Source organism: Leclercia sp. W17, assembly GCF_003336325.1.
Lineage (GTDB): Bacteria > Pseudomonadota > Gammaproteobacteria > Enterobacterales > Enterobacteriaceae > Enterobacter.
In genome coordinates this window covers 2,816,443-2,830,207 of the sequence record NZ_CP031101.1, presented here as the reverse complement: position 1 = coordinate 2,830,207, position 13,765 = coordinate 2,816,443, and the positions used below count along the sequence as shown (strand labels likewise).

Genomic DNA, 13,765 nt, shown 5'->3' with positions numbered 1-13,765 from the left:
CGCAAATGCGGCCTTTTTTCATTTTTTATCACTTTGAAATACCGACGTTTACTGGCGGGCCGCAAGAAATGTTAATTCGCGCACCCGGGTTTATGAGATTATTCCTATGCTCCTTCAAGAGCTAAGCCATATTGAGTGCCGGAGATAAGCGCCGGATGGAGCGAGAAGCCCTTAAGATTACCTCTGGTAGTCTTAAGGGCTTTCTTTTTTCCGCATTCAGTAATCGTTGTTAATGTCCTGCATAGCAGACAGGATAACCAGACCGGTAATGACGACGGCAACGATGGCGATGGTCACAAGTGCAATGAGCATTTCCCCTCCGTATGTTGCCCTTTTGCCGAAGCATAGCGCACCCGGCGGCGATCGCCTCAGTCTTCCGACTGATATTCAGAATACGCCTACAAAAAGAGAACACCCTGCTGGTGGGCTGTTTTACCTAGTATCTGGCGGGGAGCTTGTTGATTCTAATTAGTCGACCCTCTTCCATTTCCACGTAACCACCGGCTTTCAGATCGGCCAGAATACGCATCACCCCGCTGCGCGAAAGCTGGGTTTTATCCCGGATGTACCTTTCTGCGGTGATCCTGGCGCGAAAACTCTCCTCTTCGGCCATCAATTCCTGCAACTGCTGGCGAATTAACTCATACGCGGTGGGTGAGCCCACTGGCATAACGTGGTGATAGAGTCGGTTATAAACAAACATCAGGTGGCGGGAGACAACGCTCCACAAATCTTTTTCTGTGCAGATGTCGTTGACTTTATCGGTCGCAAGCGTACCAATAACGCAAGGCTCAAGGGTTTTGAAGTAGTTGTCGAAGTAGATATCCGTCAGGTTTGCCAGACCCAAAATTGCCGGGCTGTTGGCGGTTGAAAGCAACATATCGTTGCTCCGGCGATAAATCGCCACGCTGCCCTCAATAATCAGATAAAAGACACCCTGACCATTGATACAAAGCTCGAACCGCTCTCCCCGTTGGGCGTGGTGAAGGGTCGCGTAGGGTTGCAGATGGGATACAAGCTCCTGCGCCCAGGGCGACCCACGCTGAGCCTGACCGGGCGGCGTCGTTGGCGATGGCATAAAATGACCTGCTGGATGAGGCTGACGTAATGAGGGTTATTATAGTGCTTGTGCGCCCTCCTGGCTCCGCGTTATGGCTCCTTAATCAATATTTCAGCGGCAGATGATGAATATCAATCAGTACCCCCCGCTGCATGGCGATATATCCTCCGGTTCGTAACTCCGACAGGATACGCATGATCCCGCTTCGGGACAGATAGGTCCGGCTTTTGATATAGGCTGCCGCGGTGGTGTTGAGCCGTACCGAGTCAGGCTCCTGTAACAGTTCGACTAACTGCAGACGAATAATGTCATACGCGGACATTTGCGATATCTGTGAACAGTGTTCATAGATTCGGGAAACCGTATAAATCAGCAGCCGCGAAAAGGGTTCCCATAACCCCTCATTGGCTACGATCTGATTAAATAAAGCCAGAGGCATGGGCGCCACCTCAACATCTTCCAGGGCTCGGGCATATAAATGTTCCGAACATAGCTGACTGCTAACGCCAATAATAAAAGGACCCGATTCAGAATTCAGCACCACGCCGTCGCCACGCCTATGCAGGGCTACGCTGCCACTTAATAACAGCCAGCACTGCCGTATCTCCCCCTCGTAATAGTGCACCACATCGCCTTTATATATCGTCACGGTCTCGGTAAAGGGACGAAGATGGGCAATCAGTTTTTCTATATCTGCAAAAGGTTTAAACGCCAGTGAAGAGGTGGTGGGAGCGCCCTTTACCGCCGTCATTCGGGTATTCATCAGGTGACCTCATCTTACTGAAACTAACGGTGATTCTTAACCGGGCGCGATTATCGTAAAAACTATTGATGCTGGGAATATCAGTCGCGGGTCTAAAAATAGACTGGCCGTGGCTGTTTATGCTTAACATTTTGATAAAAGTAGGTTTTCTTACTGAGTCTATTAATAGACCAGACGCTCAGACGGGGCATTCTATTCACTGAAGAACAAAAGTGAGAGCATCCCAGGCTGAATCTCGGCGTTGAACAGCAGGCAAAAAAAAGAGTGGCGAAGTCTACAACTAGACCGAGAAATAATTTGAGTTCAGGAAAGTCTTTATATAAATTGCATCATGTGAGTGAAATTTGACCAGGGCGCCTTATATAAAGTTACGATGGCACCTCTTTTACTCACAAAAAGGAACCAGCATAACGGGCATAAAAAAATAAAAGGTGATTCACACCTTATGGAATGCTTTTGCCCAAAAAATGGTGATGGTAAGTGTTATTAAGGACATAATTCTATGAAAAAGACTATTGTTGCGTTATCAGTTCTGGCTGCAGTCTGCACCTCTTCTGTGTTTGCGGCAGCAGGTACGGTTAACTTTGCCGGAAATATTCTGGATTCTGCCTGCGTCGTTGCTGTCGCTTCGCAAAACCAGACCGTAGTTATTGGCGATTTTTATAAATCTGAGTTCGCGGGTATGGGAGACCGAACCGCAGCAAAAGGCTTCGATATTATATTAAAAAATTGTCCAGATACCGTAACATCAGCAAAGATTCGTTTTGACGGTACGCCAGATCTCGTTAACCCAAGTCTGCTGGCCATTAATACTGCGGTTTCGGATGCGGCAACGGGCGTGGCAATTAATCTGATGTCAGCGGATAAAGTGGATCTGCCGCTGCACGGCGAGAATAACTATAACTATGAACTGACCAGCGACCAGGATAATACCCTGAAATTTTACGCGCAGTATATTTCGACAGCGTCAAGCGTGACGGCAGGCCCGGCAAACTCGGTCGCTAATTTCTCTGTTGTTTATAACTAATGACCTGACCGGACATCAGGTGGGGCCGGAACACGGCCCCGTTGTCACTGAGGTATGTAATGAAATTTGTTCACAAAATCCTGCTCACCAGTCTGTTTATTGTGACGGGCGTTTCGGCTGCACAGGCAGGGATCGTTATTGGCGGAACACGGCTTATATTTGACGGCAGCAAAAAAGAGGCCGCTATCAACGTCAATAATCCTGATAACTCACCTTATCTGGTTCAGTCGTGGATAGAGGGAGTGAGTGACAGTGCGCCGAAACCGCCTTTTATCATTACGCCGCCTCTCTACCGGCTGGATAAAGGACAACAAAACGTTGAGCGGATTGTATTAACCGGGACATTACCACAGGACCGCGAGAGTCTGTTCTGGCTGAATATCAAATCGATCCCCTCGGCAACGACCACCGAGAATTCGCTGCAAATTGCGGTGAAAACGCGAATTAAATTAATTTACCGTCCGGCAGGCTTAAAGCGCTCAACACCAGAGGAAGAGGCGGATAAATTAATCTGGCGACGTAACGGCAATTAAATTGAGATCGTTAACCCCACTGATTATGTGATGAATTTTAATGAAATCACTGTTGGGGGTAAAAAAGTACCAGAGGCAACCTGGATATTGCCTCATGGACAAACGGCAATTTTCCTTCCCGCACAAACCATGGGCAGTGCCGTGGTCTTTAAATTGATTAATGATTTTGGCGGCACAGGGGACGCACATACAGCAAACCTGTGACCGATAAAAGGTTGCAGGTGATATTCATGGAGCAGTATTAAGATGGAAATCAGCGGAAATAAAGCCACCTGGCTGGCAGGGTTTATTACCGTTGTCCTGGCCGGTGAGGTGAATAAAATTCAGGCGCGCGAATTTTTTAACCCCGAACTGATTGAACTCGATAATCCGGGGATCGACAGAGCCGATCTGAATGGTTTTGAAACAGGTTCTCAGGCTGCGGGTGTTTATCATGTTGATATTGTTCTTGATGGTCAGCTGACAGACACCCAGGACGTTACGTTTCATAAGGTGACAGACAGTGAGGGTGAGTCGCGCCTTGAGCCCTGTCTCAGCGTCGACCAGTTGCGTCAATGGGGGGTTAAAACCGAGCGCTTTCCGGGGCTCAGCCAGCCAGGCTCGCCGTGCGCGCATCTGGCGGCTATTCCTCAGGCCAGCACCGATTTTCAGTTTGCCAGCCAGCGCCTTGCCATCAGCGTTCCGCAGGCCGCGCTGACGATACAGGCCAGAGGCTATGTCCAGCCTGCGCTCTGGGATGAAGGGATCACCGCCGCCATGCTCAACTACTCGCTCAGCGGTGCAAGCATTATGAACAAAAACGGCGGCAACGACAGCAGTCAGTACGCCAACCTGCGGCCGGGTTTGAATATCGGTCCGTGGCGATTGCGAAACTACACGACCTGGTCACGGGGCAGCGAAGGTCAGACGCAGTGGGATAACGTTTATACCTATGCCCGAAGGGGCATTGTCCCGCTGAAAGCCCAGCTGACGCTCGGGGACAGCGCGTCACCGGCAGATGTGTTTGACAGCATGCCTTTTCGCGGCGGACAACTCGCTTCAGACGATGACATGCTGCCGGATTCGCTCAGGGGCTATGCGCCGGTGGTGCGCGGTATTGCAAGGACCAACGCGCAGATCATTATTCGCCAGAACGGCTATCAGATTTACCAGAACTACATCGCACCGGGCGCCTTTGAAATTACCGATATGTACCCGACCGGCGGCGCAGGGGATCTCGAGGTCACTATTAAAGAGGCCGACGGCAGCGAACAGCATTTTACCGTGCCGTTTGCCTCACTCCCGGTATTGCAGCGTGAAGGGCAGCTGAAGTACGCCGTCACCGGCGGGCAATATCGCTCATGGGATCATCGCGTGGATAAAACCCCGTTCAGCCAGTTCACCGGTATCTACGGTATTCCGTATGGCCTGACCCTGTACGGCGGATTTCAGGGGGCGAGTAAATACCAGTCGCTGGCCGCCGGAATGGGAAAAAATATGGGCGATTTCGGTGCCTTTTCGGCTGACGTCACCCAGGCCTGGTCAACCCCGCAGGATCGCGCAAAATCGAACGGCCAGTCATGGCGGATGCGCTACAGCAAGAATTTTGTCAACAGCGGGACCCATTTTGCCATTGCGGGCTACCGCTACGCCACGCGGGGTTATTACGGGATGCAGGAGGTGCTGGACACCTATGGCAGCGACAGCGCGCTCAACGACAGGCGCCGTAATCGCGCCGAGTTAACCCTGAGCCAGACGCTTGGCAACCACCTGGGCTCGCTGATGTTAAGTGCCGTAAGGGAAGATTACTGGGATATCAGGCAACCAAAGATCTCATGGAGCCTGGGCTATAACAATTTCTGGCAGAGCGTCAGCTACGGTCTGACCTATACCCGGAGTAAAAACCGCAGCGACGGCACGCGTGGTGATGCCAAAGATCAGATGGTGGCCTTGAATATCAGCGTTCCGCTGGGAGCCTTCCTGCCGCAAACCTGGGTGAATTACGGTATGAGCACCAGTAAAAACAGCGGCACCCTCCACAGCCTGGGGATGAACGGCACGGGGCTGGAAAACAATGCCCTGAGCTGGAATGTGCAGCAGGGTTACAGCACGGATAACGTCGGCTATACCGGCAATATAAACGGTGATTACAAAGGCACTTATGGTGAGGTGACGGCGGGTTACAGTTACGATCAGTACAGCGACCGGCTGAATTATGCCCTCCAGGGGAGCGTGGTCGCCCATGCTGACGGCGTGACCTTTTCTCAGGCACTCGGCGAAACCAACGTGCTGATAAAAGCGCCCGGCGCGGCAGGGGTAGGGATACAAAACCAGTCCGGGACAAAAACCGATTACCGCGGATATACCCTCTGCAGCAAGATGACGCCCTACCGGAAAAATGACGTTTCGTTGTTGACCGATACCCTGCCTGACGATGTTGAACTGGAACAGACGGTACAGACCGTGATCCCGACCCGGGGCGCGATTGTGCGCGCCAGCTATGTCGCCAGCGTCGGGCTGCGGATCCTGATGACGCTCACCCGACAAAATGGTCAGCCGGTACCTTTCGGCGCTATCGCGACGGTGAACGGAGCGCAAAACACAGGTTTCATCGTGGGTGACGGCGGCCAGGTCTATTTAACCGGTTTGCAGCCGGATGTGAAATTAACGGTGAAGTGGGGCGAGGCGGCACAACAGCGTTGCCAGGCTCACTACACCCTTAATACCCAACAACCTCCCGGCGAGATAATTCGTGCGGATGTGGTTTGCCATTAATTGAATGATTGTGGATGACTCGACATGTCTATTATCAGGTGCCTGTTCATCCTGGCGGGAATACTCTTTCCACTGTACGGCTATGGATGTGATTACACCTATATCGGTGCCCCGTATAGCGTTAATTACGGCAATATTATCGTTCAGCGCGATCTCCCGGTCGGGCAGGCGATCAGCAATGAAATTTATGGCTCGCTGGCGCTGACCTATAGCTGTACGCCAACGGGGAATGAAGGTTCAACCGCAGGCATGAAGAGCGGGGGGCTGGCTTATGCGTTCACCACCGCCAACGGTCGCCGGGTATATCAAACCGGATTGCCAGGCGTCGGGGTCTCCGTGGGATATTATGAAAAAACCACCGCCGGGAGCGCCAGTTTTAATGGAACCACCTGGTTAGGGGCCGATCTTTTCAGCGCCTCCTGGAGCTCGAACGCCAATGAAGTACACGCCAGCAATTTCCAGCCGATTATCCAGTTCTGGAAAACCGGCGATATTACGTCGGGTTCTGTGAACGGACTACTGGCCTCCTTTGTCGCCTGGACAGAGCAATATCGGGGCGGCACGGCGGCACCGGATGTGCCCGTCTATGCCGGAACCGGTTCGATTACACAGGTAGCCTGCGCCATTACCACGCCAAATCTGGTATTCCTTCTCGGCGACGTGCCGGTAAGCCGTTTCGGCGATACGGTCGGCACCCTACCAGAGGGGGGACAAAATACGCAAAACCTCGGCCTGAACTGCGACGCTGGGGCGAAAATTAACGTCACGCTGAACGGCATTCAGTACCCCGGGCTCAGTAACAACAGCGTGCTGGCGTTAACCGGCCAGGGCTCGGCGGGCGTTGCCGACGGCGTGGGTGTCCAGCTGCTTTATAACGGCGAGCCGCTGGTTTTAAACAGCACGATTGCCCTTAAACAGACGAGTGGCGGTCAGGAGAGTATGCCGATCACCGCCCGTTACTACCAAACCAAAACCTCAGTAAGCACCGGAACCGCGAATGCCAGTGCCACTCTGATCCTCACCTATCAGTAAAAGGAAACGATCGATGAGGCTGAATATTATCGGGATAGCGAGCATCTGGCTGTACACCGCTGCAGCGTTGGCGACGGATGCGGTAAGCGTCTCAGTAAAAGGGAGAATTGTCGCCTCTCCCTGTATTTTTAATGGCGGAAATTCGAGTGTGAACGTCAATCTGGGAAACATGCAGGCAAAGAATATGGCTACGCCGGCGTCATCCTCCACGCCTGTGCCTTTTTCGCTCAACTTCACCCAATGTCCGGCGGCTACCCAAAGCGTGACTGTCAGCTTAACCGGGACGGCAGATCCCGTGGCCGGAACGCACTATTACAGGAACAGCGGCACTGCCACAAATATCGCGCTGGGCATAATTGAAACCGGTACGGGGAATTTAAAAGGTCCGGGGAGCCGCATGACTCAAAATATTGGCGACGATCGTACTGCAACCATGAATTTGCAGGCCATTGCCTATTCCGCTACCGGTGGCGTCACGCCTGGAACTATCAGCGTCGCCGTGGTCGCGACGCTGGAATACAACTGAACGAGTGAGGGAAATACCGACGATGGTCAACGTGCTTATTAATGAGACAGAGACACTTTACTGTTATGCGCTGAAAAAATTGATTGTCGATCTCTTCGGGACGCAATTCGGGTGTGAAATAGAGTTTATGACGGAATTTACCCGGGAGAATATTAGCAACGCCGATCTCATGGTGCTGTCACTCTGCCGGGGAGAGCCCTTTATCTGTACGCCAGAATTACTGGCGCGCAGAAAAGGGGTGATGATTGGTCTGGTCAATGGAGAACACTACAGTAAAGAGACATTACCGGCCTGTTTTCAGGAGATGGTTTTCGTGTCGCGGGATGCGCCGCTGAGCGATTTTTATCGGGTATTCAGTTCGGCCTGGCACACCCTACAGCGCCACGAAGAGAGCAGAATAAACCCCGTCTGCGCCGAGTGTCAGCACCGGACTTTATCTCCGCGGCAGACGGTGATTATGGCGAGCCTGTACCAGGGGCTCTCGACGCCCGCTATTGCACAAAAGCTGAAGATCGACAGCAAAACGGTGTATGCCCACAAGTATGATGTCATGCAAAAATTCCAGCTGGAGAGCGATCACCATCTGCAGGCATTGCTGACCCGAATGCGGGACAAAAATATGCAAATAAACCTGCTGCGTGAATGCTTGAAAGCCTGATTGTACCTGTGGCGCTCTGAAAGATGCCCGCCTGCGCGGGCGTCTTATCTGTCTGGCTATTTCAAAAATAGTCATTTTCTATACATATTTTAGCTTTTGACCATTTCCACCGATTTCCTCTTGTAATTTCCAATATTATCAATTGATTAAACAATCTCCGTCAGGCCTGTTAAGCCCGTCATCAGGGTCTATGCTTAATAAAAGTATTCAAAAAGGGCGGTTAAGCCGAATGACCCTGCAAGTGAGGGGTTGAAGTGATAATCATTATCACTAACATGGTGTTATGCCCAGAGGGCGCGATACATGAGGTGGACTTATGGAACAGCATTCAGAAACGTTTGATCCGACAGATTTTGCATGGCGTGGATTATCGCTGACCCCTGCCGCAGCGGCGCACATTCGCGAGCTGGTGAGCAAACAGGCAGGTATGCTCGGCGTGCGGTTAGGGGTGAAACAGACGGGCTGCGCCGGTTTCGGCTATGTCCTTACCACCGTCAGCCAGCCGGAAAAAGACGATCTGGTTTTTGAACATGACGGCGCCCGGCTCTACGTGCCGCTCCAGGCGATGCCGTTCATTGACGGTACGGAAGTGGATTACGTGCGCGAAGGCTTAAACCAGTTATTCAAATTCAATAACCCGAAAGCCCAGAACGAATGCGGCTGCGGCGAAAGTTTTGGGGTATAGGCGGTATTATGTCTCGACATACTGAAGCAACTGACGACGTCAACACCTGGTCCGGCGGCCACATTAATTACAAAGAGGGCTTCTTCACCCAATTGCAGACCGACGAGCTGGCAAAAGGGATTAACGAAGAGGTCATTCGTGCCATTTCCGCCAAGCGTAACGAACCCGACTGGATGCTGGAGTTCCGGCTGAATGCGTTCAAGGCCTGGCTGGAGATGGAAGAGCCGCACTGGCTGAAGGCGCACTACGACAAGCTGAACTATCAGGATTACAGCTACTACTCAGCGCCGTCCTGCGGCAACTGCGACGACACCTGCGCCTCTGAGCCTGGTGCGGTACAGCAGACCGGGGCCAACGCCTTTTTAAGTAAAGAGGTGGAAGAGGCGTTCGAACAGCTCGGTGTACCGGTGCGTGAAGGACGTGAGGTGGCGGTGGACGCCATCTTCGACTCCGTCTCGGTCGCCACCACCTACCGGGAAAAACTGGGTGAGCAGGGGATCATCTTCTGCTCCTTCGGGGAAGCTATCCACGATCACCCTGAGCTGGTGAAGAAGTATCTTGGCACCGTGGTGCCGGGCAATGATAACTTCTTTGCCGCCCTGAATGCGGCGGTAGCCTCCGACGGCACCTTTATCTACGTGCCGAAAGGCGTGCGCTGCCCGATGGAGCTCTCCACCTATTTCCGTATCAACGCCGAGAAAACCGGTCAGTTTGAACGCACCATCCTCGTCGCCGATGAGGGCAGCTACGTCAGCTATATCGAGGGCTGTTCCGCTCCGGTGCGCGACAGCTACCAGCTGCACGCGGCAGTGGTGGAGGTGATCATCCATAAAGACGCCGAGGTGAAGTACTCCACGGTGCAGAACTGGTTCCCGGGGGATAACAACACCGGCGGCATCCTGAACTTCGTCACCAAGCGCGCCCTGTGCGAAGGCGACAACAGCAAGATGTCGTGGACCCAGTCGGAAACCGGCTCCGCCATCACCTGGAAGTACCCGAGCTGCATTCTGCGCGGGGATAACTCCATCGGTGAGTTCTACTCCGTGGCGCTGACCAGCGGGCATCAGCAGGCCGATACCGGCACCAAGATGATCCACATCGGCAAAAACACCCGATCGACCATCATTTCGAAAGGGATCTCCGCAGGGCAGAGCCAGAACAGCTATCGCGGCTTAGTCAAAATCATGCCGACGGCCACCAACGCCCGTAACTTTACCCAGTGCGACTCCATGCTGATTGGCCCGGACTGCGGGGCGCATACCTTCCCGTATGTTGAGTGCCGTAACAACAGCGCCCAGCTGGAACACGAAGCGACAACCTCGCGGATTGGTGAAGATCAGCTCTTCTACTGCCTGCAGCGCGGCATCAGCGAAGAGGATGCCATCTCGATGATTGTGAATGGTTTCTGTAAGGATGTGTTCTCTGAACTGCCGCTGGAGTTTGCCGTGGAAGCACAAAAATTACTGGCGATTAGCCTTGAACACAGCGTCGGTTAAGGATTAAGGAAAGCACATGTTAAGCATTAAAGATTTACAGGTCAGTGTGGAAGATAAAGCGATCCTGCGCGGCCTGAGCCTTGAGGTTCGCCCGGGCGAAGTGCATGCGATTATGGGCCCTAACGGGTCGGGTAAAAGTACGCTGTCAGCGACTTTGGCCGGGCGCGAAGATTACGAAGTGGTCGGCGGTTCGGTCGACTTTAAAGGCAAAGATCTGCTGGAACTGTCGCCGGAAGAGAGAGCCGGGGAGGGCATTTTTATGGCCTTCCAGTACCCGGTAGAGATCCCAGGCGTCAGCAACCAGTTCTTCCTGCAGACCGCGCTGAATGCCGTGCGCAAATACCGCAGCGAAGAGGAGCTGGATCGCTTTGATTTCCAGGACCTGATGGAAGAGAAGATCCAGCTGCTGAAGATGCCGGAAGATCTGCTCACCCGCTCGGTCAACGTCGGTTTTTCCGGCGGGGAGAAGAAGCGCAACGACATTCTGCAGATGGCGGTGCTGGAGCCGGAGCTGTGCATTCTCGACGAAACCGACTCCGGGCTCGATATCGACGCCCTGAAGATCGTCGCCGACGGCGTCAATGCCCTGCGTGACGGTAAGCGCTCGTTCATCATCGTTACCCACTATCAGCGCATCCTTGATTACATTAAACCCGATTATGTGCATGTGCTCTATCAGGGGCGGATTGTGAAATCGGGTGATTTTACGCTGGTCAAACAGCTGGAGGAGCAGGGCTATGGCTGGCTTAGCGAACAGCAGTAACGCGCTGCAGCAGTGGCACCGCCTGTTTGAGGCGCAGGGCGGTACCCGCTCTGAACAGGCCCAGCAGCACCTGCAGCAGATGCTGCGCCTCGGGTTGCCGACGCGTAAGCACGAAAACTGGAAATATACCCCGCTGGAAGGGCTGCTTAACGGCGAGTTTGTTTCCCGACCCGCCAGGGTAGAAGCGGCCGATCGGGATGCGCTGGCGCTCACCCTCGACGCCACGCGGCTGGTCTTTGTTGACGGACGCTTTTGTCCGGAACTGAGCGACAGCACCGACGGCAGCGGGTTTGAGGTGACCATTAACGACGAGCGGCAAAGCCTGGCGGCACCGATTCAGCCGGAGCTGTTCCTGCATCTGACCGAAAGCCTGGCTCAGAGCGTGACGCATATCAGCGTGAAACGTAACGCCCGTCCTGAAAAGCCGCTGCTGCTGATGCACATCACCCAGGGGCTTGAAGGCGAGGAGATCAACACTGCTCATTATCGTCACCATCTGGCGCTGGCCGAAGGGGCAGAGGCGACGATCGTCGAACACTATGTCAGCCTGACCCCGGCGCACCATTTCACCGGCTCGCGCCTGACCATGAACGTGGCGGCCAACGCCCGGGTGCACCATATCAAGCTGGCGTTCGAGAACCCTGCGAGCCACCACTTCGCCCATAACGACCTGCTGATGGCCGCCGATGCGACGGCATACAGCCACAGCTTCCTGCTGGGCGGGGCGGTACTGCGCCATAACACCAGCACCCAGCTGAATGGCGAAAATAGCACCCTGCGCATCAACAGCCTGGCGATGCCGGTAAAATCTGAAGTGTGCGACACCCGTACCTGGCTTGAGCACAACAAGGGCTACTGCAACAGCCGCCAGCTGCATAAAACCATCGTCAGCGATAAGGGCCGGGCCGTCTTCAACGGGCTGATTAACGTGGCGCAGCACGCCATCAAAACCGACGGCCAGATGACCAACAACAATCTGCTGATGGGGCGACTGGCGGAGGTGGACACCAAACCGCAGCTGGAAATTTACGCCGATGATGTGAAATGCAGCCACGGCGCCACTGTGGGGCGGATCGACGATGAGCAGATGTTCTATCTGCGCTCCCGCGGGATCGATAAGCAGGCGGCTGAGAAGATGATTATCTACGCCTTTGCCGCCGAACTGACCGAAGCCCTTGACGATGAAACGTTAAGACAGCAGGTGCTGGCGCGTATCGGCCAGCGTCTGCCTGGAGGTGTGGCATGATTTTCCCTGTAGAGAAAGTGCGGGCGGATTTTCCTGTCCTGACCCGTGAAGTAAACGGTCTGCCGCTTGCCTATCTCGACAGCGCCGCCAGCGCGCAAAAGCCCACGCAGGTGATCGAGGCCGAGGCAGAGTTTTACCGGCATGGTTACGCGGCGGTGCACAGGGGGATCCACACCCTCAGCGCCGAGGCGACGCAGCGGATGGAGAACGTCCGTACCCGCGCGGCAACATTTTTGAACGCCCGCTCGCCGGAGGAGCTGGTCTTTGTTCGCGGCACCACCGAAGGGATCAACCTGGTGGCCAACAGCTGGGGCAGCGCCGAAGTGCACGCGGGTGATAACATCATCATCAGCCAGATGGAGCACCATGCCAATATCGTGCCCTGGCAGATGCTGTGTGAGCGCGTCGGGGCGGAACTGCGGGTCATCCCGCTTAACGAGGACGGCACGTTACAGCTTGAACAGCTGGATACCCTGCTGGATGAACGCACCCGGCTGGTGGCCATTACTCAGATCTCCAACGTGCTGGGTACCGAAAACCCGGTGGCGGAGATTATCGCCAAAGCCCATGTGGTGGGGGCGAAAGTACTGATTGATGGCGCCCAGGCGGTGATGCACCATACGGTGGATGTCCAGGCGCTGGACTGCGACTTCTACGTCTTTTCCGGCCATAAGCTCTACGGGCCTACCGGTATCGGCGTGCTGTACGTCAAAGATGAGATTTTACAGGCGATGCCGCCGTGGGAAGGGGGCGGGTCGATGATCGCCACCGTCAGCCTGAGCGGAGGCACAACCTACGCCCGGGCGCCGTGGCGCTTTGAGGCGGGCACCCCGAACACCGGCGGCATTATCGGGCTGGGCGCGGCGATGGAGTATGTGTCAAACATCGGCCTTGATGCCATCGCCGAATATGAACAGATGCTGATGCGCTATGCTCTGGCGGAACTTGCCAGCGTGCCGGATCTTACGCTGTACGGCCCGGCGGACCGTCAGGGTGTTATTGCCTTTAACCTTGGCAAACACCACGCCTATGACGTGGGCAGTTTTCTCGACAATTACGGGGTGGCGGTGCGAACCGGACACCACTGCGCTATGCCGCTGATGGCGTTTTATCAGGTACCGGCGATGTGCCGCGCATCGCTGGTGATGTACAACACACTGGAAGAGGTCGACAGACTGGTGGCCGGGCTGAAGCGTATCCACCAGCTGCTGGGCTAAAAAGA

Annotated in this window: 12 protein-coding genes and 1 pseudogene; 11 read left to right on the top strand and 2 right to left on the bottom strand. The window is 54.3% G+C overall.

Annotated elements, in window-relative coordinates; genetic code table 11:
• Window positions 1-436: 436 nt before the first annotated feature.
• The gene (locus DVA44_RS13970) at window positions 437-1,078 is read right to left on the bottom strand and encodes a winged helix-turn-helix transcriptional regulator (protein WP_114387299.1); all 642 of its coding nucleotides are present in this window, start codon (window positions 1,076-1,078) and stop codon (window positions 437-439) included.
• Window positions 1,079-1,163: 85 nt separating this feature from the next.
• On the bottom strand, window positions 1,164-1,823 hold the full coding sequence (locus DVA44_RS13965; RefSeq protein ID WP_114387298.1) for a helix-turn-helix domain-containing protein: 660 nt from the start codon (window positions 1,821-1,823) through the stop codon (window positions 1,164-1,166).
• 502 nt (window positions 1,824-2,325) lie between these two features.
• Between DVA44_RS13965 and DVA44_RS13960 the strand changes: the two genes are divergently transcribed.
• The 11 genes and pseudogenes from DVA44_RS13960 to sufS all read left to right on the top strand — a co-directional run bounded on the left by DVA44_RS13960 (window position 2,326) and on the right by sufS (window position 13,760).
• Window positions 2,326-2,850, top strand: coding sequence for a fimbrial protein (locus tag DVA44_RS13960; RefSeq protein WP_114387297.1), 525 nt, complete (start codon window positions 2,326-2,328; stop codon window positions 2,848-2,850).
• A 59-nt stretch (window positions 2,851-2,909) separates the two neighbouring features.
• Window positions 2,910-3,587: pseudogene (locus tag DVA44_RS13955) on the top strand (molecular chaperone).
• A 42-nt stretch (window positions 3,588-3,629) separates the two neighbouring features.
• Window positions 3,630-6,137 carry a fimbria/pilus outer membrane usher protein gene (locus DVA44_RS13950; protein ID WP_114387296.1) on the top strand — a complete coding sequence of 836 codons (2,508 nt, stop codon included), beginning with the start codon at window positions 3,630-3,632 and terminating at the stop codon, window positions 6,135-6,137.
• Between the two features lie 24 nt (window positions 6,138-6,161).
• Window positions 6,162-7,169, top strand: a complete 1,008-nt coding sequence (locus tag DVA44_RS13945; RefSeq protein ID WP_114387295.1) for a fimbrial protein — start codon at window positions 6,162-6,164, stop codon at window positions 7,167-7,169.
• A 13-nt stretch (window positions 7,170-7,182) separates the two neighbouring features.
• Entirely contained in the window at window positions 7,183-7,695 is a 513-nt protein-coding gene (locus DVA44_RS13940) for a fimbrial protein (protein WP_114387294.1), read from the top strand.
• Window positions 7,696-7,717: 22 nt separating this feature from the next.
• On the top strand, window positions 7,718-8,353 hold the full coding sequence (locus tag DVA44_RS13935) for a LuxR C-terminal-related transcriptional regulator (RefSeq protein WP_114387293.1): 636 nt from the start codon (window positions 7,718-7,720) through the stop codon (window positions 8,351-8,353).
• 316 nt (window positions 8,354-8,669) lie between these two features.
• On the top strand, window positions 8,670-9,038 hold the full coding sequence (gene sufA / locus DVA44_RS13930; protein WP_039029102.1) for a Fe-S cluster assembly scaffold SufA: 369 nt from the start codon (window positions 8,670-8,672) through the stop codon (window positions 9,036-9,038).
• Window positions 9,039-9,046: 8 nt separating this feature from the next.
• Window positions 9,047-10,534 (top strand): Fe-S cluster assembly protein SufB, encoded by a 1,488-nt coding sequence (gene sufB, locus DVA44_RS13925; protein ID WP_114387292.1) that lies wholly within the window; start codon window positions 9,047-9,049, stop codon window positions 10,532-10,534.
• A 16-nt stretch (window positions 10,535-10,550) separates the two neighbouring features.
• Window positions 10,551-11,297 (top strand): Fe-S cluster assembly ATPase SufC, encoded by a 747-nt coding sequence (sufC, locus tag DVA44_RS13920; protein WP_039029104.1) that lies wholly within the window; start codon window positions 10,551-10,553, stop codon window positions 11,295-11,297.
• On the top strand, window positions 11,272-12,543 hold the full coding sequence (gene sufD / locus DVA44_RS13915; RefSeq protein ID WP_114387291.1) for a Fe-S cluster assembly protein SufD: 1,272 nt from the start codon (window positions 11,272-11,274) through the stop codon (window positions 12,541-12,543). Before sufC ends, sufD begins: the two co-directional genes overlap by 26 nt.
• A complete protein-coding gene (gene sufS, locus DVA44_RS13910; RefSeq protein ID WP_114315208.1) occupies window positions 12,540-13,760 on the top strand; it encodes a cysteine desulfurase SufS in 1,221 nt (406 codons plus the stop codon). Before sufD ends, sufS begins: the two co-directional genes overlap by 4 nt.
• Window positions 13,761-13,765: the final 5 nt, after the last annotated feature.